We start from the raw sequence: 21,125 nt of genomic DNA, 5'->3' as shown, positions 1-21,125 counted from the left end.
CGCAAGGTTCAGATCCGGGCCGGTTCGCGTCGGCTTGGGGTGCAATCGGCCTGGGTGACGTAGCTGCCTGCAGGCACGTCTTGTGTCAGCCATACGTTTCCACCGATGACGCAACCCCGGCCCAGGGTGACACGGCCAAGGATGGTGGCACCGGCGTATATGACGACATCGTCCTCGACGATGGGGTGGCGCGGCAGGCCCTTTTGAAGTGAACCGTCTTCGTCAGTAGGAAACCGCTTTGCGCCAAGAGTGACTGCCTGATAGATACGTACCCGTTCGCCGATGACTGTGGTTTCGCCAATGACAACGCCGGTTCCGTGATCAATGAAGAAGCTGCCGCCTATCTGGGCACCGGGATGGATGTCGATCCCTGTCTGGCTGTGGGCCAGTTCGGAAGCCACTCGCGCCAATAGGGGTAGCCCCTGTTTGTACAGTTGGTGAGCGATGCGATGGTAGATCATCGCTTCCATGCCGGGGTAGCACAGCAGGACTTCATCAACAGTTCGTGCCGCGGGGTCGCCGTGATATGCAGCCAAGGCGTCGCTGTCGAGCAAACTGCGGATAGTTGGCAGTGAGGCAGCGAGTGCACGAATGGCCTGTACCGCCCGGGCCTGGATTGCATCGTCGCCCACATCATCGTCGTGCCGGGCCAGATAGCGCAGTTCGAGTCGAGCCTGGTTCAGCAGGGAATGCAGCGCTGATTCCAGGGTGTATCCCACGTAATAGTCTTCGCTTTCATGACGCAAGTCAGTCGGACCCAGGCGCATGGGAAACAATGCACCCTTGAGGTCGTTCATGGCTTGGGCCACGGCCTCGCGCGAGGGGAACTCGCGTCCGTCGGGTTCGCGGGGGCGCCCTTGTGAATCGCGCCAGTTCTGGCGGATTTCGTGAAGAGACTTGACGATGGGGTTGATATCAAAGACGGCCATGTAGTGCTGCCTGTTCAAGACAAAATACGATCATAAATGTTACCACCCAAAGCGGGTGCATATCACGTTCAGCCGGGGTGCCGGCGCGCAGCATGGCCACGTACAATACAGCTCCATGAAGAACGTTGTCGTCGAATCACCGGTAGCGGGCGAAGATCCGGGCAAGCCACTGGTATTGGCCCTGGTCATGTTAAGCGACGAGCACCTTGCGCTTATCAAACGCAGGTACCGTGTCATTTACGCGCCAAAGCCGGAATCGGTGCATGAGCAGCTTGAAGCGGCGCATCCGGACGTGCAGGTCGTACTGACCAGCGGCGTCATCGGGTTGTGCGCAGAGGCCATACGGGCGATGCCCCGCCTGGAACTGATCTGCGCGCTAGGGGTTGGTTACGAGAACATCGATGTCATTGCCGCCAGGGCACAAGGCATCGCTCTGGCCAATGGAGCCGGTGTCAATGCAGACTCGGTGGCCGACCATGCCATGGGATTGCTGCTGGCTACTGTCCGGGGCATTGTCACCCTGGATGCCCAGGTTCGCCAGGGGTTGTGGCGCGACGACCTTCCCTTGCCTGCAGATGTCTCGGGCCGGCGATTAGGGCTATTGGGTTTTGGCGACATCGGGCAAAGAATAGCTCGTCGCGCCGAGGCGTTCAATTTGCAGATTGCGTATTGTGCTCGTCGCAAGCGCGGCAATGTGAATTACGAGTATTTTGGTACTGTGCTCGAACTGGCACGTTGGTGCGACTTCATGGTGGTGATCGTTCCCGGCGGACCCCAGACACATCATCTGGTCAATGCACAAGTCATCGATGCGCTCGGCCCACAAGGAGTGCTCGTCAACGTGGCTCGGGGCAGCGTAGTGGATACCGACGCGCTTGCACAAGCATTGCGCAAGCGGGCGTTGGCTGGTGCAGGGCTGGACGTATATGAAACCGAGCCCGAACCGCCCAAGATCTTGTTTGGCTTGCCCGGCGTTGTCCTTACCCCTCACGTGGGGGGTAGCTCGCCCCAGGCGGTGCTAAATTCGGTAGAGCGCTTTCTCGCCAATGCAGATAGACATTTCCAGGGCCAGGAACTCATCAGCCGCATTTGATATGTCTTCGACCACGTACAAGTCGCGTTGGATATGTCTGTAGCGTCGTACTGACGCGGTACACTTGGACCCGAAATTCGACCAACTTCCCGGAGTCACTATGAAGAACGCTTTTACCACCGGATTGGCCCTGGCCGCCGCAGTTGCCATGGGCTTTCCTGCCGTCCTGCACGCGTCGCAAAATGCCCGGCCCATTCAGGTTGCGCATGCTCATGGCGATCATGGGCAACACGCACAGGGTAACGGCCATGGTCATGGACACGCCCGGCCCGGGCCCTCGCAGGAGGCCATTGCCGCCATGCCAACGGCGGCTGTCGATATTAGCGAATGCTGGATTCGACTGTTGCCCTTGCCGGCACCTTCGGCGGGATACTTCAATGCAAAGAACTCGGGCACAGACACTGTCACCCTTTCGGGCGCAGCGTCGAAGCAGTATGGGGCGGTGATGCTGCACCAAACCACTCATAAAGACGGCATGAGCCGCATGTCGTCAGTAGAGGGTGTCGACATTGCCCCGGGTCAAATGCTTCAGTTCAAGCCGGGCGGCTATCACATCATGCTCGAGAAACCCGCTGCCCAGATCAAGGTGGGCGATGTCGTGCCCATGCAGTTTCTGTTCACTTCCGGGCAAAAGGCGGAAGCAGACTGTGAAGTCAAACCTGCAAATACTTTGGCCAAGTAAGGCTACCGATCATTCGGTACCTGTACCATCGGCTGAAGCTCCGAAATAAACCGTTCCACCCGCTTGTTGAAAGCGGGTGCGTTTCCCAGATTCATCCCGTGAGCCGCGCGCGGAATGACATCCCGCTGGACCCTTGGCAATGTCTTTTCCAGCACATCGATGGCTTTGGCGTAGCGAGCTGGGCTGAACTCGCCGCCCAGCAGAAGTACGGGTACCTGCAAATTGCCTGCGCGAGCCTCATCGAATTCCCACTCCGGTTCCGATAGCTGTGAGGCCAGGGTCGCCGCGTTGTCTCGCACCATCTCCTTGAACCAGCCCGTCATTCTTCGCCAAGTGTCCTCCCCGTTAACGGCGTCGATGAATTCGGCCAATGCGCCTTCCACATCGTCGTCTGCCAGTTTCCAGCGCAAGGAAGCCAGAAACATGCCGTCGGCACGGGCGAGCATGGATTGGAGAGCGGGATCGGCAAGAATCAGGGACGATACGGATTCGGGCCGCGACTGGGCCAGTTCCAGCGCGACTTGTGCACCTCGCGAATGACCCAGTAAATGGACCGATTCCACTCCAACGACGTCATCAATCAGATGAGCCAGATCAGATGCATGCTGGCGGACATTAAAAAGTCCGGAGGGCGCATCAGCGGTGTGCGGCCAGTAACAGCGCAGGCTGGGAGCGATGACGCGAAAGCGCTTGCTCAGGCTGGGTACCTGCCACCGCCAGTAGCGCAAATCACAAAGCGACCCATGTACCAGCAGCAAGACCGGACCGTCTCCTTCATCCAGAAAGCTCAACGGCTGCCCGTCCAGATAATTGGCCTGGACTGGAAGGGCGGAAGCTGAAACACGCATAAGAGACTTGGCCGGCAAGTTGCGCCGGCATGCAGAAGGTTGCAACGGGCGAAGGGTTCGCCCGCAAGTTAGCCAATTTTATTGAAGGAGTTCGAGCCGACTTCTGGCGGTGTCAGCGGCTGAACTTTGCGGGTAATCGCGCACGATTTGCTGCAGGCTGGCTTTTGCACCCGCCATATCGTTCAGTTCGATCTTGCTGGCTGCGACGATGAGCAGGGCGTCTGGTGCCCGGGGGTCGTTGGGCGCGTCCTGCGCCAGCTTCTGCAACTGGGCGATGGACCCCTTGAAATCCTTGGTGGCATACATGCTGCTGCCCAGATAAAACTTGGCTTCAGATGCCAGCTGGCTGTTCGGATAGTCTTGCAGGAAGCTGTTCAGGCCTTGGGCGGCTTCTTTGTACTTGCCACTGCGAAACAGGCCCATTGCGTTGTCGAACGACGCCTGTTCGCGAGGGTTGTCGACTTGTATCGAACTGCCGCCGGCCTGATCCTGGCTTGAGCGCTTGTTGATATCGAGTTCGAAGCGCATGCGCTCGATCTGTCCCCGCATTTCGGCAATTTCGTGCTGCAGAGTTTCGATTTGATCGGCGAGCAGGAAGCGGGCCTGCTGGTTTTGCTCTTGGAGTTGTCGAACTTGCTGACGCAACTCGAGAATAGCCCGACGGGCCTCGTCGTCAGCGAACGCATGGGCGGGCACGCAAGCCGCCGACAAAGCAAGAGCGGCGGCCATTACCAGGGGGCGGGATGGTTTAACGATTCTGCGCATCGAAAAGCTCCGGTGCCGCATCAGGGCGGCAGGCAACATGAAGGTAAATGTACAAACTGGAAAAATAAAAAAGCGCCGCGACGGAAAGCCGCCGCGGCGCCGCAGTGACTTACGCCGATAGATTAACGCTGATAGACAATGTCTGCACGGCGGTTTTCGGCGTAGTCGGCTTCCGTGTTGCCCAGGGCCTTCGGACGTTCCTTACCGAAGCTGATCGTTTCGATCTGGTCGGTGCGCACACCCATCAGGGTCATCATGCGAGCGACGGCTTCAGAACGGCGCTGGCCGAGAGCCAGGTTGTACTCGGCGCCACCGCGCGCGTCGGTGTTGCCTTCGATGACGATGCGCTGTTGACTGTTACTGGCGAGGTAGGAGGAGTGCATTTCGACCACATTGCGGTATTGGTCGGGCACGACGTAGCTATCAAACTCGAAGTAAACCGAACGCTGCTGAGCCAACGGGCTTTGTGGGTTGAAAGGGTCCATGACCTGACCGGTAGACGCGCCGCCGCCCATGCCGGCGCCACTGCCGGACTGGGAGTCGTCTAGAGGCACGGAGCTGCAAGCCGCCAATGAAGCAGCAAATGCGGCAATGCTAAGGCTTTTTACGATACGCGATCTCATTTAAGTTCCTTTTAGAAAGAGTCACGAGAAAAAACTAGTTGGTGAATGGCCCCCAGGTGGGTTCGCGAACCTTTCCGTCCAGGGTGGACAGTGTTTGCCGTACCCTGCCGTCGGTCGAGACTACGGCCAAAACGCCGCGCCCGCCCTGAATGGAGCTGTAAAGGATCTGCATTCCGTTGGGAGCGAAACTGGGAGACTCGTCATCGGGTCCGTTGGTCAACAGTTGTTCCGCACCCGTTGCCATGTTTTGCAGAGCAATTCGAAATGCGCCATCCCTTCGTGTAACGTACACCAGTTCGTTTGCACTTGGCGAGAGCGCCGGTGAGATGTTGTAACTTCCGTTAAAGGTTATGCGAGTGGCGTTTCCACCCGATACCGGTACCTGATAAATCTGTGGCGAGCCGCTGCGGTCACTCGTAAATACCAGACTGCTGCCGTCAGGCGAAAAGAAGGGTTCGGTATCGATCAATGGTGAACGCATGACACGCCGCAAGCCCGATCCGTCAGCATTGATGGTGTAGATCTGGGCAATGCCGTCTCGCGAAAGCGTGATGGCAAGTTGATCACCATTGGGCGACCAGGCAGGTGCGCTGTTGTTGCCCTTGAAGTTGGCGATCGGGAAGCGTTCTCCGGTGGCCAGGGTCTGGACGTACACGACAGGTTTCCCGGTTTCGAAGCTGACATATGCCAGTTTCTTACCATCAGGAGACCATGCCGGCGAAATGATGGAATGCTTGGAACGCAACATGACCTGCGGGTTCTGCCCGTCGGCATCTGCAATTTGTAACTCGTAAGTGTTGCTTTTTTGCACGACGTAAGCAATGCGTGTCGAGAACACGCCACGCACGCCGGTGATCTGCTCATAGATTCGATCAGCGATCTGATGCGCGATGCGGCGCAGTTCCTTTTCGGAACCGGTAAATGCGACGCCGTCCATCTGAGTTTTCTGATTGACATTGCCCAAGCGGTAGCTGACAGTGTACTGGCCGGCGGCCTGACTGATGCTGCCGTACGCAATGTAGTGCGCGCCGCGGCCGTGCCAGGTGTCGTAGTCGACCGTACTTTCGGCGTCAAGCGAAGAACCCGTGGCATTGATCAGGCGAAACTGTCCCGAGCGGGTGAGGTCGGCGCGAATGACCTCGCCGATGAGTTGACCCTGCGGGTCGCCCGAGAAGTCGGCGATGGCAATCGGATACTGGGTAGCACCCACGCCGGAGATGTCTACTCGCAGTTGTGCCTGGGCCGCCCCGGCGGCAAGCAGGCTCAAGGCAAGCAGCAGCCCGAACAGGCCTGCCCGCCACGAGCGATGCATGGTCTTGATTACGGGAATGACGGTAGTCATGTCGGCTGATCTCCTATTTGTCATACATTTGGTAATCCACGTCGATGTACGGGGGATACTTGCCCGAAGGTGGCTTGGGGAATGGGTTGCAAGCCCTGATCCCGGAGTCGACGGCTCGATCGAATGCGGGGTTGCCGGATGAACGCAACATACGGGTGCCCGTGACGCTGCCGTTTCCGCTCAGATTGACTCTGTATTGTACTGTCGGGTTCGGCCCGCTGCGAGGCGGCGTGGCGTAGACAACTCCGGGTCGCACGCACTGGCGCACCAGCGCAGCGTAACCCGAATCAGAGCCTCCGCCACCCGATTGGTTGCGGTCGGCAGTGCCACCTGCAATGCCGGCGGCGCCCAGCGCATCTCCACGCATCGCGGCCCTGATGGCATCCCGTTTGGCCTGCTCCTCTTTTGCTTTCTTTGCAGCGGCGGCTTTTCTTTCAGCCTCTTTCTTTTCGGCCGCTGCCTTGGCAGCCGCGGCTTTCTTTTCGGCAGCCGCCTTTTCCTCGGCTGCTTTCTTTTCGGCTGCGGCTTTCTCGGCAGCCGCTTTTTCGGCTGCGGCCTTTTGTTCAGCGGCCTTTTTCTCGGCGGCAGCTTTTTCTTCGGCAGCCTTCTTCTCGGCTAATGCCTTTTGCTCAGCGGCTTTCTTTTCCGCCAGCGCTCTTTCTTCGGCCGCTTTCTTTTCGGCCGCCGCTTTTTCTTCAGCCGCTTTTTTCTCGGCAAGTGCCTTTTCTTCGGCGGCTTTCTTCTGTGCAGCGGCCTTTTCGGCAGCAGCTTTCTCTGCTGCAGCTTTTTCCGCTGCGGCTTTTTCCGCGGCCAGGCGACGTTCTTCCTCTTCGCGTTTTCTTTGCTCTTCGCGCGCTTTCTCGATGGCAATATCCGGATCCACCTCTGGAGCCGGGGGGGGCTCTGGTTGAGCTTGCGGCTCAGGGTCGGGTTGAGGTTGAGGTTCCGGCTGCGGTTCGGGTTGTGGCTGCGGCTCTGGCTCGGGTTCCGGTTCCGGTTCCGGTTGGGGCGCAGGCTCGGGAGTCGATTCAGCTTCGATAGGCTCGGCTTCTTCTTCGGGTTCGGCCGCGGCACGGGTATCGCCCTGTGCCCATAGCTCGATCTGGACCGGATTGGGATTGCTGGGCGACGCAGTCAAGAACCCGACAAGCATTATCAATGCGAGTGCAGCGTGCGCGATCAACGCGTACGTAAGTCCGCGACGCTCGTCCTCTTGCTCGGGCGTGCGAACTGGCCGTCTGTCTGTCTTGGGGGATTTCCCGGCTGCGGCTCTAGGCTTTGGCGTGAAGGGCGACGTCATCGCTTCTGTTCGTCGGGAGCGGCGCTTTGGTCAACCAGCAGGCCCAGGCGGGTGATGCCGTTTGAGCGTAACTGGTCCATGGCCTTCATGACGGTTTCGTAGGGTACGCGTCCGTCCGCTGCCAATATGACTGGTGTTTCAGCGGTGATCCGAGACTGGATTTCGTCCACCAGTTGCTCTGGCGCTATTTGCTGGAAGTCTTCACCTGCCCGTCGTGTCCGCACCGACATGGTGCCGTCTTCTTCGATTTGAACCTCAACGGGTTCGACCGGGACTTCACTGGCTTGGCCAACGGTGGGCAATTCGATGAGACCGGGCGTGATCATGGGTGCAGTGACCATAAAGATCACCAGCAGCACAAGCATGACGTCAATATACGGAACGACGTTGATTTCGTTCTGCAGACGGCGCGAGCGGCGGGAGGAGCCACGAATGGAAGGCATCAGCGTACCTGGCGTTGCAAGATGTTCAGGAACTCGTCAATGAAACTATCGAAACGGATCGATAGGCGGTCGATCTCGTTGGTGTAGCGGTTATAGGCCACTACAGCTGGAATTGCTGCGAACAGGCCGATAGCCGTCGCAATCAGGGCTTCGGCGATTCCCGGTGCCACTGCTGCCAGGGTAGCTTGCTGCATGCTCGACAGACCGATGAATGCATGCATGATTCCCCACACTGTTCCCAGAAGTCCTATATAGGGGCTGACGGAGCCGGCCGAAGCCAAAAAGTTCAGGTGGGATTCAAGGCTGTCCATTTCGCGCTGGTAGGTAGCGCGCATGGCTCGGCGAGGTCCATCAAGCATGGCTTCACCGTTTCCTGCCGCATTGCGCCGGGCCTTGAGGAATTCGGTCATGCCGGCGTCGAAGATTCGAGCAAGCGCCCCGTGCTCATCACGCCTGCCGGCAATCGATTGCTGCAATACGGTGAGGTCGCCGCCGGCCCAGAAATCATCTTCGAAACGTCTGGTTTGCGTGTGAGCCCGCTTCAGGGCGGCTCGCTTGGCGAAAATATATGTCCATGACAGTATGGAAATACCAACCAGAATCAGCATCACCAGCTGAACAGGGAAGCTGGCGTTTATCAACAAAGAAAGCAACGAAATGTCGCCGGTAGCTTGCATGATTAGTTCTGGACCTTTTGCAATAGGGTTCTAAGGAATGGGGGAAGACCAGCCGGTCGGAAGCTGTTGGTATCTACACAAACAATTTCCACCGTGCTTTCGCAGAGGGTTTCACCCTGGGCCGTAGCGATCTGGGCGAACTCGATCGAGGCACGCCCCAGTCGCGTGATGCGGCTGTGAATGGTCAGCAGATCGTCGAAACGCGCGGGTTTCATGTAGTGCGTTTGGGCTCTTTTCACCACAAACATACGTTGGTGTTGAGCCGCAAGCTCGGATTGATTCACACCCAGTCGGCGCAGCCACTCGGTTCGACCTCGTTCGAAGAATTTGAGATAGTTGGCGTAAAACACGACGCCGGCGGCGTCGGTGTCTTCGTAATATACGCGAATATCCAGCGTCGACAAGGAGCCGGGTGTTTCTGTTGACATGGGTTGGTTAGGCACTGTGACAAGGCCGGCAGGTTGGCCGGCCTTCCTGGCAAGTGTGAATTGCTTTGTCAGGTGGGGTTTCTATCATGGGATTGATTTTAATCGTTCCAGTATGTGCATTCTGGCGTCATCCACGGGAATTTTTTCAGTCAGACCCGTCTTGCGTTGTTGAAGTTCCACAATACCTTCATTTAATCCGCGATCGCCGATGGTGACCCGCAAGGGCACGCCAATCAGCTCCCAGTCTGCAAACATCACGCCGGGTCGGGCATCCCTGTCATCCAGAATGACGTCCACCCCCTCGTCACGCAATTGTTGATACAGTGCCTCGGCGGCGTTTCGAGTTGTTTCACTTTTGCTCCAGCCCATCGGGCAGATCACCACCTCGAACGGGGCAATGGCTCGTGGCCAGATAATTCCTTTATCGTCATGGTTCTGTTCCACGGCAGCGGCCGAAATGCGGCTGATGCCTATGCCGTAACAGCCCATTTGCATTATGGCGGGCTTGCCGTCGGCATCAAGGTAAGTGGCGTTCAGAGCCTTGGAGTATTTGTCGCCAAGGAAAAAGATGTGCCCGACTTCGATTCCGCGTTGAATCGACAGGCGTCCACCCTTGGGGTCAGGGTCACCGTCAACGACGTTACGCAGGTCGGCGATTTCGTCAGGTTCGGGTAGGTCGCGGCCCCAATTGACACCGGTCAGATGAAAGCCTTCGGCATTGGCACCGCAAATGAAATCGCTCATGTTGGCAACCGTGCGATCTGCGACGATTCGAACAGGCAAGGCGGTTTTCACCGGACCCAAATACCCTGGAACGCAGCCGAACGCAGCCTGAATCTCTTCCTCGGTGGCAAAACGATAGCCGTTCTCCAGGCCTGGAAGCTTGCTGGCCTTGATCTCGTTGAGTTCGTGATCGCCGCGTATCAGCAGTAACCAGATCTGGGCTTTTTCGGAACCTTCGGCGCCATCGGAGGCCAAAACGATGGACTTCACAGTGTTTTCCAGAGGGACGCCCAGCAGATCGGCCACCAGCTCGCATTTGGGTGCATTGGGCGTAGCCGTCTTGTTCATGGGCTGAGTCGGCGCGGCTCGGGTTTCAATCAGGCACGGCGCTTCGGCCAGCTCGATGTTTGCGGCGTATTCGGTGTCCGGGTTGTAAACAATCAGGTCTTCGCCGGTTTCGGCAATAACCTGAAACTCGTGGCTGCGGCTGCCTCCGATCGATCCGGTGTCGGCAGCGACGGCGCGAAACTCCAGGCCCAGACGCTTGAATATTTTTGTGTATGCGGCATACATGGCGTCGTAGCTGGCTTGTGCCCCTGCTTCATCTCGGTCGAAGGAGTAGCCGTCCTTCATGGTGAATTCGCGCCCACGCATCAGGCCGAAGCGGGGGCGGCGTTCGTCGCGAAACTTGGTCTGAATATGGTAGAAGTTGCGTGGGAGCTGGCGCCAGCTGTGGATTTCATTTCGCACGATGTCCGTAATGACCTCTTCGGAGGTGGGCTGCAGAACAAAATCGCGGCCGTGCCGATCCTTGATTCGCAATAGTTCGGGTCCATATTGTTCCCAGCGATTCGACTCCATCCAGAGTTCGGCCGGCTGCACAATTGGCATCAGCAGTTCGATCGCGTCGGCGGCGTTCATTTCTTCGCGAACGATGTTCTCGATCTTGCGCAGTATTTTTAACCCCATGGGCATGTAGGTGTAGATGCCTCCGGCCGCCTTGCGGATCATTCCAGCCCGTGTCATCAACTGATGACTGGCGACCTCCGCCTCGGACGGGGCTTCTTTGAGGGTGTTGATGTGATACTTGGATGCGCGCATGGTGTGGATCTCTGCAAGATACGTATAATTGGGGGTAATTGTATTAAATCTATTGGGGTGGCCTATGCTAGACCGTGAAGGCTACCGTCCCAATGTCGGCATTATCCTCGTAAATAACAAGAACGAGGTTTTCTGGGGCAAGCGCATTCGCGAACACGCGTGGCAATTTCCTCAGGGAGGCATCAAGTACGGCGAAAGTCCGGTACAGGCCATGTACCGCGAGCTCCACGAAGAGGTGGGCCTTCTGCCCGAACATGTGCGCATTTTGGGACGTACACGGGATTGGCTGCGATACAACGTGCCCAGCGATTTCATGCGGCGCGATTCTCGCGGCATTTACAAGGGGCAAAAACAGATCTGGTTTTTGCTGAGGATGCTTGGGCGCGATTCCGACGTGAGTCTGCGTGCGACCCGTCATCCTGAATTCGATGCATGGCGCTGGAGCCACTACTGGGTGCCTCTTGACGCAGTCATCGAGTTCAAGCGCGAGGTCTACACCATGGCGCTCAACGAGCTATCTGGCATCTTGTTCCGTCGCGGCCACGAAACGCGCTACCTGCGTCAACGCGGTCATGCGCAGCGCAACGGCGTAGACAAGAAAACCGGCGATTCGTCGCCCCTTCAGGTGGCAAAGGCGCAGCAGATACAGCGATAGCGCTTCATTTATTGCGCAATCGTGCAATCAGGCTGGAGGTGTCCCAGCGGCCGCCGCCCATTTGCTGCACATCGGCATAGAATTGATCCACCAGGGCTGTAACCGGCAGGCGTGCCCCGTTGCGCCCAGCCTCGTCCAGCACCAGGCGCAAATCCTTACGCATCCAGTCCACCGCAAATCCAAAATCGAATTGTCCTTCGATCATGGTTTTGCCGCGGTTATCGAGCTGCCAGCTTTGAGCAGCTCCCTTTCCGATTACCTCTACGACCTGCTGCATGTTCAGACCCGCCGCCTGACCAAAGGCGATGGCCTCGGACAGGCCCTGAACAATGCCGGCAACACAGATCTGATTGACCATCTTGCACAACTGGCCGGATCCGGGCCCGCCGAGCAAGGTGACTGCCTGGGCAAATGCAAGCATGACTGGCCGGGCCTTTTCAAACGCCTGTTCTTCACCGCCACACATAATGGTAAGCACGCCGTTCTGTGCGCCTGCCTGCCCGCCGGAAACCGGCGCATCGATAAATTGAATATTTTGTTTGCCGCCTTCGTGGTGCAGTTCGCGCGCGACCTGTGCCGAAGCAGTAGTGTGGTCGATATACAGGCTGCCGGCTTTCATGCCGCCAAAGGCTCCGTCCGGTCCGAGAACGACGCTGCGAAGGTCGTTATCGTTGCCCACACAGCTGAAGACAATATCTGCCCCGGCTGCGGCTTCGCGTGGCGTGGAGCAAGCCCGGCCGCCGTATTCAGCCACCCATTTTTCGGCCTTGTCAGGGCTGCGGTTATACACGGTGACTTTGTGCCCGGCGCGCGCGAGATGTCCGGCCATGGGGTAGCCCATAACACCCAGCCCGAGAAAGGCGACGTTCAATGGCGCGGTTTCCGGGTACTGTTTTAATGCGGACTGTGTCATGGATGGGCTCCTGATTGGCGCACTTTGTTTAATTGTCTTCGACGAAGGTTTCTTCACGCTTCTTGCGAATGACCGGCAAAGCTACGATGATAACCAATGCGGCGGCCATGATCAGCAGCGTAAGTGACAGGGGCCGGGTCACGAATGTGCTGTAGTCGCCCCGTGAGAGCAGCAGGGCACGCCGAAAGTATTCTTCCATCAGGGGGCCAAGTACAAGACCAAGAAGCAAGGGCGCGCCCTCGCAGCGAAGCTTCATCCAGACATATCCGACCAGGCCGAAAATGGCCAGCATCCAGATGTCGAATACGTTGTAATTCAGCGAATACACACCGATGGTGCAAAACACCAGTATGGCGGGAAACAGGATGCGGTAGGGCACCTTGAGCAGTTTGATCCATACGCCGACCAGGGGAAGGTTCAAAATGACCAGCATGAGGTTGCCAATCCACATCGAGACGATCAGGCCCCAGAACAAATCGGGATGGGTGCTCATGACCCTTGGGCCCGGCTGAATGTTGTGTATGGTCATGGCGCCGAGCATCAGGGCGGTAACGGCGTTTCCTGGAATGCCCAGGGTCAGAAGGGGAATGAATGAGGTTTGCGCGGCGGCGTTGTTGGCAGATTCGGGGCCGGCCAGGCCTGCCGGGTGGCCGTTGCCGAAACGTTCGGGTGTACTCGACAGTTTTTTCTCGAGTGTGTACGAGGCAAAAGATGACAGAATGGCTCCGCCGCCAGGCAGCACTCCCAAAGCTGCGCCCATGGCGGTACCTCGTACCGCTGCCGGCCATGCTTCCTTGAATTCCTGCTTGTTGGGGTAGAGTGTTCCGACCTTGCTTGCGACTTCGGTACGTTTGTCCTTGAGTTCAAGGTTGGCAAGTATTTCGGCCAGTCCGAACACTCCCATGGCCACCACGGCAAAGTCAATGCCATCTTGCAACTCGGGAATGCCAAAATCAAAGCGAGACACCCCCGAGTTGACGTCGGTGCCCACCATGCCCAGCAAAAGGCCCAGCAGAATCATGCAGATGGCTTTGGGCAGCGAACCGGACGCCAGGACGACTGCGCCGATCAGGCCAAGAACCATCAGCGAAAAATACTCGGCAGCCCCAAACTTGAACGCGACCTGAGCCAATGGCGGCGCGAAGCCCGCCAGCACCAGCGTGGCCACACAGCCAGCAAAGAAGGAGCCCAGTGCAGCAATGGCAAGGGCGGAACCCGCACGGCCCTTGCGTGCCATTTGGTGGCCGTCGAGTACGGTTACTACCGCCGAAGTTTCGCCAGGCAGGGCAACCAGTATGGCAGTTGTCGAACCGCCATACTGAGCGCCGTAATAAATGCCCGCCAGCATGATCAGGCCGGCCACGGGCGGCAGCACGTAGGTAATGGGAAGGAGCATGGCGATGGTGGGAAGCGGGCCGATTCCCGGCAAGACGCCGATAAGCGTGCCAAGCAGACATCCCAGGAGGCAATACACAAGATTCTCCAGGGTAAGAGCCACCGAAAAACCCAGCGCCAGATGTTCCAAGAGTTCCATACCAACCTGCTGTTCAAGGTGTCAAGGTTTACGAACCCGCTTCAACCGCCCCAAGCCGGCCACAGAGGGAAGACAAGGCCAAGGGCCTTGATGAATGCCAGCCAGACAAAGGCTGCCAGACACAGGCCGGTAATCAGGGCGACTTTCCAGCTGAACAGGTGGCTGGCCATGCTGCTGAGCAGCACCAGAACCACCACGGTCAGAAGGATGCCCAGGAGGTTCAGCAGGAGTCCGGTCAGGGCAACTGAGCCCAATAAGATGACGACGGTCTTGAGGTCGCTGGGATCGATGCGGGTGAGAGGGGCGTCGGCAGACATTGCCCGCAGGGCTACGCTCGCACCCAACACGGCCAGACATATGCCGAGCCAGAACGGAAAATAGCCTGGACCCATGTCGCGTGCAGTGCCCATTTCATATTTCAGCGATGCGACGACTGCGAAGGCTCCGACGGCGGTAAACATGATGCCCGCCCAGAAATCCTGTTTGTTTCTGATCTGCATGGCTGCTTCGCCCTTAACCTGGGAGTTGTGCTGCATGGTAATCGACAGGCCGCGTCAGGGAAACCCCGGTTTGCCCTTGGTCGGGTTTTTTCCCGGCTACCCTCTTTCCACCTTCCCGCGGGATGGTTTACGATATCGCTCATGTTGCAAGATCTCGATTCCCTATCGGCCCGTATCGGGCAGCTGGTACAAGTTGTGCGGCAGGCGCAATCCGAACGCGCGTCGCTGCAAGCTCGTATCACCACCCTCGAACAAGAGCGCAATGCGCTGCGCGATCAGCTCGCGCGCGAGCAGGCAGCGCAGCAAGAGGCCATGCAGCGAGCGCGCGAACATGCGGCGCAGGTCGATCAGCTTCGAAACCAGGCCGAATCCGCCGAAGCGCGTTTGCGTGAAGAGGTCGCGCGCTATCGAGCTGATCACGATGCGGTTCAACAAAGCCTCAAGTTCAGCCAGGACGAATCCGAGCGCTTGCGCACGGCTGCGCTGGCAGCTCAACAGCGCATCGATGCTGTATTGATGCGTCTGCCCGGCGCGCCTCAGGAGTAAGCCATGGAACGAATCGATGTCTCTATACTCGGTCGCGAATATTCGCTCGCATGTCCCGCGCCCGAGAAGCAGGCCCTTCTCGAAGCAGTGCATCTTGTCGATCAGCGTATGCTGCGGGTCAAAGGCTCTGGTAAAATCTCAAGTAACGAGCGAATTGCCGTAATGGCTGCCATACAGATTGCAGGCGAGTTACTGGCAATGCGAGCGCCAGACGGTCCGTTGGGCGATGTCGCGGTTGGCGACTTCAAGCGCAAGCTCGACGAAATGAACCAAATGATCGACGAAGCCCTCGGTCCCCAAACCAGGGCAATTACCTGAATCAACTTTTTTCGGGCGCGGCCACAGAGTGGCGCCCAACAGTTTGTCCCTGCAGTGTTCGAGATTTGACCATACATTCCTTGAACCAATGCTTAGGCATATAGGTTGCCGGATTGACAAGCGGGTGTGAACGCCTTAACTGGCGATCCCAAAACTTGGCTGATGGCGACCACCGTGAACCCTCGGTTCCGGGATGCCGGTCTAAACGGCACAGGCGGGGCATTTTTTTCGAAGCTCGTCTGGCAGGACGAGCTTTTTTCTGCAGGGACTTGCATGAAGTCGGAGCCATATCGCCAGCTGGAATCCTTGCCTATCGACGGACTGAGCCTCGACGAGTTGTTCGACGTCACGCCCATGTCCTTGTGGCTTGAAGACTATAGCGAACTTTACGTTCTGTTCGAGCAATGGCGCGCCGACGGGATACTCAATCTGGGCACGTGGCTGGCGCAGGATCCTCAACGGATTCGCCAGTGTGCGGCCTCCATTCGAATTCAGCGCGTTAATCGCCAGACCTTGAAGCTGTATGGGGCAGAGTCGGCCGGTGCCTTGATGGCCAGGCTCTCGGATGTCATGCGTGACGAAACCCTTGATGGGCTGGCGTCCGAAATGCAGCAGCTGTGGGAAAACGGCAAGTCGTTCAAAAGTACCTCCGTCAACTACACACTTGATGGTCGTCGCATGGATATCGCCCTTCGTGGCGTTGTGCTGCCCGACCGGCTTCGGCGGTGGGATCAGGTATTGGTGGCCGTAGAAGATGTCACCGAATTGCAGCATTCCCGCAGAAGTGCGCTCGTCAACGAGTCGCTGGCTCGCGAGTTCTTTCAGCAGGCTCCTGTGTCGCTCTGGGTCGAAGACTTCAGCCAGGTCAAGAAGCTGCTCGACGAGGTGCGCGACCGCGGCATAACCGATTTTCGTACATTTCTCGATGTGCACCCCGAATTCGTCGAGCGGTGCATGTCCGAAATTCGCGTTTTGGATGTCAACGGTTATACGGTGCAGTTGTTCCGCGCCAAAAATCATCAAGACCTGCTCTCCAGACTCGACGAAATATTCGAAGACGAAATGGCGGTTTCGTTTGCCGAGCAACTTATCGATCTATGGGACGGCCGGCTATTCCAACAGCGGGAGGTTCGCAACCGCAGTCTGGCGGGCGACGTGCTGCACATACACATGCAGCTTTCGGTTTTTGCCGGTCACGAAGAAAACTGGGACCTGGTTCTTCTGGCTCTTACCGATATCACTGCTCGAAAGAAGGCCGAGGCCTATCTCGAGTACCTTAGCAAGCACGACGTGCTTACGCAGTTGAAGAACCGCTCGTTCTATGTCGACGAGCTTGATCGCCTGCGTAGAAAGCGTGTCGACTTGCTGTCGTTTATCGTCCTTGACCTTAATAATCTCAAGGCCGTCAACGATACGCACGGACATGCCGCGGGTGACGCGTTGTTGCGACGGATGGGTGAAGTTCTGAACAAGGCTATCGATCCGCCTGCGTCGGCCTCGCGAATTGGCGGTGACGAATTCATGGTCTTGCTGCCCGGCAAGAACGAGTCCCAGGCGGCGCAGGTTCTGACCGATATTCGCCGTCTCATCGACCTCAACAACCAGTTTCATGGTGGAACCGCGCTAAGCGTGTCAGTCGGAATCGCTACTGCACGCGGTCATGATGATTTTGACCGCGCAATACGTGCGGTCGATCAGGCCATGTATGCCGAGAAGCGAGAGCACCATGCATACATCCGCGACGAAGCAGCCGGAGGCGCCTGAGCTTTTAAAGGGCCCGCTCAAGCCGGCGGGTCATGGCCATACGTCAATGCCAACCAAGGGGGCAATATGTATCTTGAGCGTAAACAGCAGTGGTTCCTGGGAGTAATGGCAGGTATTGCGATGATGATGGCTTCGCCCATACAAGCCCACGAAGGGCATGAACATGCGCGGCAAAAGTCACCTCAAGCTTCCCTCAGCGCCGAAGCGTCCAAAGAAGTACAACAAGACACTGTCTCCATTACGCTGGTCAAAGAGCTAAGTGATCCTTCGCAGGCCGAAGTCGTGAAGGCGTTGGGTGAGGCTCTGGACTCCGTCATGAGCGACGCCAGGGCCCAGGCAAAGGTACAGGCGCGTAGCGGCAACTACAGGGTGTGGCCGCACAACGACGAAAAAGGCACCATTACCAACTGGAGAGGCCGCGCCGAGATTGTGCTCAAGTCGAACGACTTTGCGGCTGCCTCGGAACTTGCCGCCAAGCTCAGCGATCGTATGCCCATTGCGGGCATGGTGTTTTCGGTGGCGCCCGAGACCCGGTCCAAACATGAACAAGAGCTTCTGGCGGAAGCAGCCAAAGCATTTAAAGACCGGGCGCAGGCGCTGACCGAGGCCTTTGGCTTTGAGTCGTACACTATAAAGAGTGTCGACCTGGGCGGGATGGGGGTACCTTATAACCCAGCGCCCCGCATGATGGCGATGGTTGCGTCGGCCGACGAATCCGTACGCGTTCCGCTGGAGCCCGGAACCGAAATAGTGTCAGTTACGATGCAAGGGTCGATCTTCTTGCACTCCACAAAAAAATAACTGCACCGGCGGCGATCATCGGAAGCGATAGCAACTGCCCCATCGAAAGCCCGCCGGCCAGCAAGCCTATGAAGGCGTCCGGCTCGCGGGTATATTCGACCAAAAAGCGAAACACCCCGTAGCCCATGAGGAACACTGCGCTTACCTGACCCAGCGGGCGAGGCTTTCGCGCAAACCACCACACCAGCACGAATAGCAGCAATCCTTCCAGGCCAAGCTCATAGAGTTGGGACGGATGGCGGGGAAGATTGTCGCCGCTCTGCGGGAACACCATTGCCCATGGCAGCGAAGAAGGGCGGCCCCAGAGTTCGCCATTGATGAAGTTGCCCAGACGTCCGGCTGCCAGTCCCAAAGGAATGAGTGGTACTAGAAAGTCGCCGACCGCCAGAAGCGATTTATTCTTTTTTCGTGCGAAAAGAAAGAGCACGATAATGACGCCCAGCAAGCCGCCATGAAACGACATGCCGCCTTGCCATACATATAAGAGTTCGATGGGGTTCTTAAGGTAATCACCTGGCTTGTAAAACAGGGCATAGCCCAGACGCCCGCCCACAATCACGCCAAGTACACAGTAAAAGATCAGGTCTTCCAGATCGCGTAACGTAAGGTCGGTCTTGCCGTTTTGAATGCGCCACCGACCCAGCAACCAGACTAATGCAAACCCCACGAGATACATGAGGCCGTACCAATGTACGGCAACAGGGCCGATTTGAAGTGCGACGGGATCAAACTGTGGGTGTACAAGCATAGTTGCGCCAGCTGTTTTCAAATATCGTCGATAATACAGGAAGAGTGGGTAGATCTAATGCTTATGCCGGTGCGCATGGCCTGCATGCCGGCCAACTGCTTTGCGGGCCGGTCAGATACTGGAGCCTGATAGTACGTTATGTTGTTTCGTTTCTTGATATTGATAGGTATTTGTGCGGTAACCGGCGCGGCATCGGCGCAGACAGTCGGACTGGATCTCGCAAAAGCCAACAACTGCATGTCTTGCCATCGGGTCGACCGCAAGGTGGTGGGGCCAGGGTTTATGGCCATTGCCGAACGGTTTGCCGGCAATGGCGAAGCGGCCGAATACCTCGCCAACAGCATACGTGACGGAAGTCGCCGAAAATGGGGGCCTGTGCCCATGCCGCGTCAATCTCATGTCAGCCCCGAAGACGCGGTCACTATTGCAGAGTGGATACTCAGCTTGCATGAGTCCGATGCCCAAGTCGAGTAAAGTGATTTCGTCGTCACGTAAACAAGCTCAGGAAAATGTCATGAATTCGGATCAGTCGTCAGCAATCGAAACCGCTGTGCTGGGTGGTGGATGTTTCTGGTGCACAGAAGGCGTCATGCAGGGCTTGCGTGGCGTGGTCGAAGTCATGCCCGGGTACAGTGGGGGCCATATCGACAGCCCCAGCTACGAACAGGTATGCAATCAGGATACCGGGCATGTCGAGGTGGTGCGTGTACGTTTCGATCCTGCCGTCATCGACTACGCGACAATCCTTAAAGTGTTTTTTGCGACTCACGATCCAACCACACTGAATCGCCAGGGGGCGGATGTAGGCCCTCAATATGCCTCTGTCATCTTTGTTCAGTCCGATGCGCAAAAGAAGGTGGCTCAGGATGTCATGGCCGAAGTCCAGGCCGCACTTGATGTACCTGTTGTTACCCAGGTGCGGGAAGCGGCCACGTTCTGGCCTGCCGAACCGGTGCACCACAATTATTTCGCGCGCAACCCGCAGCAAGGTTACTGCCAGTTCGTCATTGCGCCGAAGATGGCGAAGTTGCGCAAGGAGTTCTCTCATTTGCTCGCTTGATGCGGGCGCTCCAACAGCGTTGACAATGCGGCGGGCGGTTTCAGTCAGGAGCCTTCAGAACGCCTCGCCGCATTTGATCCAGTTCGATGGACTCGAACAGGGCCTTGAAGTTGCCCTCTCCGAAACCGTCGTTACCCTTGCGCTGAATAATTTCAAAAAAAATCGGACCGATCTGGTTTTCGGTAAAGATCTGCAGCAACAGCCCGCCGTCGGGGGCGCCATCAAGCAGAATCCGGTTTTCTCGCAAGCGCTCCACATCTTCTCCGTGGCCCGGCAAACGGCTGTCCAGTAATTCGTAGTAGGTATCAGGCGTGTCAAGAAAGCGCACGCCTTGGCTGCGTAGCTGCTCAACAGTAGAGTGGATGTTCGAGGTCGAAAGAGCGATGTGTTGAATACCTTCGCCCTTGTACGTGTCCAGGTATTCCTGGATCTGGCCTTTCTCCTCGGTACCTTCTTCGTTGATGGGGATGCGGATATTGCCGCAGGGCGATGTCATGGCGCGGGATTTGACGCCGGTCACTTGGCCCTCAATATCAAAGTAGCGTATCTCGCGGAAATTGAACAAGCGTTCGTAGAACTCGGCCCATTCATTCATGCGGCCCTTATATACATTATGAGTAAGGTGATCGATGGCCATCAGGCCCGCACCCTTGTGGTTTATATCTGTTTGGGCGCTGGCGGGATCGATGGCCTCAAAATCAACGTCATAAATACTTATATCGCCAATGCCGCCGTGCCCGTACTTGCCAGGCCAGCGATCCACCAGATAGATAAGAGAATCGCCGACCCCTTTGATGGCCGGGATGTTCAGCTCCATGGGGCCGCTGCCTGAATCAATTCCCCAGGCGCCCAGATCCAGGGCGCGGTGATACGCTTTGGCGGAATTGTCTACGCGAAAGGCAATGGCGCACACTGAGGGGCCGTGCAAGCGGGCGAAGCGCTGTGCGAAAGAGTGTGGCTCGGCATTGACGATGAAGTTGATACCGCCCTGACGGTACAACGTGACATCTTTATGTCGATGACGTGCGATGGCCTTGAACCCCATGGCCTCGAAAATCTTGCCTAATGCCGCGGGGTCGGGTGCCGCGTATTCAACAAACTCGAATCCGTTGGTCCCCATTGGGTTTTCCCAGGGTGCGAACGAGGTTTTCATGCGGATTCTCCTATGCAGAGATGGTTTTCTGGGGTGAGAAAAAATATATTTATTTTCCCGTTCAATTGAATATTCGATACTGATCAATGGCTTACGTTGTGGTGGGTGGATTTTGGGAGCGTGAGGCGCTAAATTTGTGGCTGGTTGGCTTGCACAAGCGAAATTTGCTGTGCTATAGT

24 protein-coding genes and 1 other RNA gene are annotated in these 21,125 nt (G+C 57.3%); 10 read left to right on the top strand and 15 right to left on the bottom strand.

All coding sequences use genetic code 11. The features are described 5' to 3' along the window. Positions 1-8 precede the first annotated feature (8 nt). Positions 9-929, bottom strand: a complete 921-nt coding sequence (epsC, locus tag Q1J88_RS07340; protein WP_301116948.1) for a serine O-acetyltransferase EpsC — start codon at positions 927-929, stop codon at positions 9-11. Positions 930-1,044: 115 nt separating this feature from the next. Between epsC and Q1J88_RS07335 the strand changes: the two genes are divergently transcribed. Then, positions 1,045-2,022 carry a 2-hydroxyacid dehydrogenase gene (locus tag Q1J88_RS07335; protein WP_301116947.1) on the top strand — a complete coding sequence of 326 codons (978 nt, stop codon included), beginning with the start codon at positions 1,045-1,047 and terminating at the stop codon, positions 2,020-2,022. A 100-nt stretch (positions 2,023-2,122) separates the two neighbouring features. Continuing rightward, positions 2,123-2,704 (top strand): copper chaperone PCu(A)C, encoded by a 582-nt coding sequence (locus tag Q1J88_RS07330; protein ID WP_301116946.1) that lies wholly within the window; start codon positions 2,123-2,125, stop codon positions 2,702-2,704. Positions 2,705-2,706: 2 nt separating this feature from the next. Here Q1J88_RS07330 and Q1J88_RS07325 read toward each other — a convergent pair whose 3' ends face one another. The 9 genes from Q1J88_RS07325 to Q1J88_RS07285 form a co-directional block, all read right to left on the bottom strand. Next, positions 2,707-3,552, bottom strand: coding sequence for an alpha/beta hydrolase (locus tag Q1J88_RS07325; RefSeq protein WP_301116945.1), 846 nt, complete (start codon positions 3,550-3,552; stop codon positions 2,707-2,709). A gap of 78 nt (positions 3,553-3,630) precedes the next feature. Continuing rightward, positions 3,631-4,317: a tol-pal system protein YbgF gene (gene ybgF / locus Q1J88_RS07320; RefSeq protein ID WP_301116944.1), complete on the bottom strand. Its 687-nt coding sequence runs from the start codon at positions 4,315-4,317 to the stop codon at positions 3,631-3,633. Between the two features lie 122 nt (positions 4,318-4,439). Further along, on the bottom strand, positions 4,440-4,940 hold the full coding sequence (gene pal, locus Q1J88_RS07315) for a peptidoglycan-associated lipoprotein Pal (RefSeq protein WP_301116943.1): 501 nt from the start codon (positions 4,938-4,940) through the stop codon (positions 4,440-4,442). Between the two features lie 34 nt (positions 4,941-4,974). Continuing rightward, a complete protein-coding gene (gene tolB / locus Q1J88_RS07310) occupies positions 4,975-6,306 on the bottom strand; it encodes a Tol-Pal system beta propeller repeat protein TolB (protein WP_301116942.1) in 1,332 nt (443 codons plus the stop codon). After that, complete coding sequence (gene tolA, locus Q1J88_RS07305) at positions 6,296-7,582, bottom strand: cell envelope integrity protein TolA (RefSeq protein ID WP_301116941.1); 1,287 nt, start codon at positions 7,580-7,582, stop codon at positions 6,296-6,298. The genes tolB and tolA overlap by 11 nt, the downstream gene beginning before the upstream one ends. Beyond that, positions 7,579-8,025 carry an ExbD/TolR family protein gene (locus Q1J88_RS07300; protein ID WP_301116940.1) on the bottom strand — a complete coding sequence of 149 codons (447 nt, stop codon included), beginning with the start codon at positions 8,023-8,025 and terminating at the stop codon, positions 7,579-7,581. The genes tolA and Q1J88_RS07300 overlap by 4 nt, the downstream gene beginning before the upstream one ends. Next, positions 8,025-8,702, bottom strand: a complete 678-nt coding sequence (gene tolQ, locus Q1J88_RS07295; protein ID WP_301116939.1) for a protein TolQ — start codon at positions 8,700-8,702, stop codon at positions 8,025-8,027. Before tolQ ends, Q1J88_RS07300 begins: the two co-directional genes overlap by 1 nt. 2 nt (positions 8,703-8,704) lie before the next feature. After that, complete coding sequence (gene ybgC / locus Q1J88_RS07290; protein ID WP_301116938.1) at positions 8,705-9,130, bottom strand: tol-pal system-associated acyl-CoA thioesterase; 426 nt, start codon at positions 9,128-9,130, stop codon at positions 8,705-8,707. 84 nt (positions 9,131-9,214) lie between these two features. After that, complete coding sequence (locus Q1J88_RS07285) at positions 9,215-10,954, bottom strand: proline--tRNA ligase (RefSeq protein WP_301116937.1); 1,740 nt, start codon at positions 10,952-10,954, stop codon at positions 9,215-9,217. Between the two features lie 64 nt (positions 10,955-11,018). Between Q1J88_RS07285 and Q1J88_RS07280 the strand changes: the two genes are divergently transcribed. After that, positions 11,019-11,609 (top strand): RNA pyrophosphohydrolase, encoded by a 591-nt coding sequence (locus tag Q1J88_RS07280; RefSeq protein ID WP_301116936.1) that lies wholly within the window; start codon positions 11,019-11,021, stop codon positions 11,607-11,609. 4 nt (positions 11,610-11,613) lie between these two features. On the opposite strand, the gene Q1J88_RS07275 is transcribed toward Q1J88_RS07280, so the two are convergent. Genes Q1J88_RS07275 through Q1J88_RS07265 form a run of 3 tightly spaced genes read right to left on the bottom strand, consistent with a single transcriptional unit; the run spans position 11,614 to position 14,556 of the window. Further along, a complete protein-coding gene (locus tag Q1J88_RS07275; protein WP_301116935.1) occupies positions 11,614-12,522 on the bottom strand; it encodes an NAD(P)-dependent oxidoreductase in 909 nt (302 codons plus the stop codon). Positions 12,523-12,550: 28 nt separating this feature from the next. Beyond that, the gene (locus Q1J88_RS07270; protein ID WP_301116934.1) at positions 12,551-14,056 is read right to left on the bottom strand and encodes a tripartite tricarboxylate transporter permease; all 1,506 of its coding nucleotides are present in this window, start codon (positions 14,054-14,056) and stop codon (positions 12,551-12,553) included. 41 nt (positions 14,057-14,097) lie between these two features. Next, positions 14,098-14,556 (bottom strand): tripartite tricarboxylate transporter TctB family protein, encoded by a 459-nt coding sequence (locus Q1J88_RS07265; RefSeq protein WP_301116969.1) that lies wholly within the window; start codon positions 14,554-14,556, stop codon positions 14,098-14,100. Between the two features lie 141 nt (positions 14,557-14,697). On the opposite strand from Q1J88_RS07265, the gene Q1J88_RS07260 reads away from it, so the two are divergent. From Q1J88_RS07260 to Q1J88_RS07240, 5 genes are all read left to right on the top strand, one after another. After that, positions 14,698-15,102, top strand: a complete 405-nt coding sequence (locus Q1J88_RS07260) for a hypothetical protein (protein ID WP_301116933.1) — start codon at positions 14,698-14,700, stop codon at positions 15,100-15,102. A gap of 3 nt (positions 15,103-15,105) precedes the next feature. Then, entirely contained in the window at positions 15,106-15,420 is a 315-nt protein-coding gene (locus tag Q1J88_RS07255; protein ID WP_301116932.1) for a cell division protein ZapA, read from the top strand. A 43-nt stretch (positions 15,421-15,463) separates the two neighbouring features. Further along, positions 15,464-15,645, top strand: a non-coding RNA gene (gene ssrS / locus Q1J88_RS07250) — 6S RNA. Positions 15,646-15,693: 48 nt separating this feature from the next. Further along, positions 15,694-17,184 (top strand): GGDEF domain-containing protein, encoded by a 1,491-nt coding sequence (locus tag Q1J88_RS07245; protein ID WP_301116931.1) that lies wholly within the window; start codon positions 15,694-15,696, stop codon positions 17,182-17,184. A 66-nt stretch (positions 17,185-17,250) separates the two neighbouring features. Continuing rightward, positions 17,251-17,985 (top strand): SIMPL domain-containing protein, encoded by a 735-nt coding sequence (locus Q1J88_RS07240; RefSeq protein ID WP_301116930.1) that lies wholly within the window; start codon positions 17,251-17,253, stop codon positions 17,983-17,985. Here the strand turns inward: Q1J88_RS07240 and lgt are convergent. Further along, positions 17,942-18,733 carry a prolipoprotein diacylglyceryl transferase gene (gene lgt / locus Q1J88_RS07235; protein ID WP_301116929.1) on the bottom strand — a complete coding sequence of 264 codons (792 nt, stop codon included), beginning with the start codon at positions 18,731-18,733 and terminating at the stop codon, positions 17,942-17,944. The two genes, Q1J88_RS07240 and lgt, sit on opposite strands and share 44 nt — an antisense overlap. 138 nt (positions 18,734-18,871) lie before the next feature. Between lgt and Q1J88_RS07230 the strand changes: the two genes are divergently transcribed. Then, complete coding sequence (locus Q1J88_RS07230) at positions 18,872-19,207, top strand: c-type cytochrome (protein ID WP_301116928.1); 336 nt, start codon at positions 18,872-18,874, stop codon at positions 19,205-19,207. A 40-nt stretch (positions 19,208-19,247) separates the two neighbouring features. Continuing rightward, positions 19,248-19,793 (top strand): peptide-methionine (S)-S-oxide reductase MsrA, encoded by a 546-nt coding sequence (gene msrA / locus Q1J88_RS07225; protein WP_301116927.1) that lies wholly within the window; start codon positions 19,248-19,250, stop codon positions 19,791-19,793. A 40-nt stretch (positions 19,794-19,833) separates the two neighbouring features. Here msrA and hppD read toward each other — a convergent pair whose 3' ends face one another. Beyond that, a complete protein-coding gene (hppD, locus tag Q1J88_RS07220; protein WP_301116926.1) occupies positions 19,834-20,946 on the bottom strand; it encodes a 4-hydroxyphenylpyruvate dioxygenase in 1,113 nt (370 codons plus the stop codon). Between the last annotated feature and the right edge of the window lie 179 nt (positions 20,947-21,125).

The organism is Pusillimonas sp., assembly GCF_029263785.1.
GTDB lineage: Bacteria > Pseudomonadota > Gammaproteobacteria > Burkholderiales > Burkholderiaceae_B > Pusillimonas.
Note: the sequence above shows the minus strand (reverse complement) of the source record. Positions and strands in the feature narration are given on the sequence as shown.

Excerpts from the sequence above, each read along its gene's own strand:
- epsC (WP_301116948.1), bottom strand. The coding sequence starts at position 929 with ATGGCCGTCTTTGATATCAACCCCATCGTCAAGTCTCTTCACGAAATC.
- Q1J88_RS07335 (WP_301116947.1), top strand. The coding sequence starts at position 1,045 with ATGAAGAACGTTGTCGTCGAATCACCGGTAGCGGGCGAAGATCCGGGC.
- Q1J88_RS07330 (WP_301116946.1), top strand. The coding sequence starts at position 2,123 with ATGAAGAACGCTTTTACCACCGGATTGGCCCTGGCCGCCGCAGTTGCC.
- Q1J88_RS07325 (WP_301116945.1), bottom strand. The coding sequence starts at position 3,552 with ATGCGTGTTTCAGCTTCCGCCCTTCCAGTCCAGGCCAATTATCTGGAC.
- ybgF (WP_301116944.1), bottom strand. The coding sequence starts at position 4,317 with ATGCGCAGAATCGTTAAACCATCCCGCCCCCTGGTAATGGCCGCCGCT.
- pal (WP_301116943.1), bottom strand. The coding sequence starts at position 4,940 with ATGAGATCGCGTATCGTAAAAAGCCTTAGCATTGCCGCATTTGCTGCT.
- tolB (WP_301116942.1), bottom strand. The coding sequence starts at position 6,306 with ATGACAAATAGGAGATCAGCCGACATGACTACCGTCATTCCCGTAATC.
- tolA (WP_301116941.1), bottom strand. The coding sequence starts at position 7,582 with ATGACGTCGCCCTTCACGCCAAAGCCTAGAGCCGCAGCCGGGAAATCC.
- Q1J88_RS07300 (WP_301116940.1), bottom strand. The coding sequence starts at position 8,025 with ATGCCTTCCATTCGTGGCTCCTCCCGCCGCTCGCGCCGTCTGCAGAAC.
- tolQ (WP_301116939.1), bottom strand. The coding sequence starts at position 8,702 with ATGCAAGCTACCGGCGACATTTCGTTGCTTTCTTTGTTGATAAACGCC.
- ybgC (WP_301116938.1), bottom strand. The coding sequence starts at position 9,130 with ATGTCAACAGAAACACCCGGCTCCTTGTCGACGCTGGATATTCGCGTA.
- Q1J88_RS07285 (WP_301116937.1), bottom strand. The coding sequence starts at position 10,954 with ATGCGCGCATCCAAGTATCACATCAACACCCTCAAAGAAGCCCCGTCC.
- Q1J88_RS07280 (WP_301116936.1), top strand. The coding sequence starts at position 11,019 with ATGCTAGACCGTGAAGGCTACCGTCCCAATGTCGGCATTATCCTCGTA.
- Q1J88_RS07275 (WP_301116935.1), bottom strand. The coding sequence starts at position 12,522 with ATGACACAGTCCGCATTAAAACAGTACCCGGAAACCGCGCCATTGAAC.
- Q1J88_RS07270 (WP_301116934.1), bottom strand. The coding sequence starts at position 14,056 with ATGGAACTCTTGGAACATCTGGCGCTGGGTTTTTCGGTGGCTCTTACC.
- Q1J88_RS07265 (WP_301116969.1), bottom strand. The coding sequence starts at position 14,556 with ATGCAGATCAGAAACAAACAGGATTTCTGGGCGGGCATCATGTTTACC.
- Q1J88_RS07260 (WP_301116933.1), top strand. The coding sequence starts at position 14,698 with ATGTTGCAAGATCTCGATTCCCTATCGGCCCGTATCGGGCAGCTGGTA.
- Q1J88_RS07255 (WP_301116932.1), top strand. The coding sequence starts at position 15,106 with ATGGAACGAATCGATGTCTCTATACTCGGTCGCGAATATTCGCTCGCA.
- Q1J88_RS07245 (WP_301116931.1), top strand. The coding sequence starts at position 15,694 with ATGAAGTCGGAGCCATATCGCCAGCTGGAATCCTTGCCTATCGACGGA.
- Q1J88_RS07240 (WP_301116930.1), top strand. The coding sequence starts at position 17,251 with ATGTATCTTGAGCGTAAACAGCAGTGGTTCCTGGGAGTAATGGCAGGT.
- lgt (WP_301116929.1), bottom strand. The coding sequence starts at position 18,733 with ATGCTTGTACACCCACAGTTTGATCCCGTCGCACTTCAAATCGGCCCT.
- Q1J88_RS07230 (WP_301116928.1), top strand. The coding sequence starts at position 18,872 with ATGTTGTTTCGTTTCTTGATATTGATAGGTATTTGTGCGGTAACCGGC.
- msrA (WP_301116927.1), top strand. The coding sequence starts at position 19,248 with ATGAATTCGGATCAGTCGTCAGCAATCGAAACCGCTGTGCTGGGTGGT.
- hppD (WP_301116926.1), bottom strand. The coding sequence starts at position 20,946 with ATGAAAACCTCGTTCGCACCCTGGGAAAACCCAATGGGGACCAACGGA.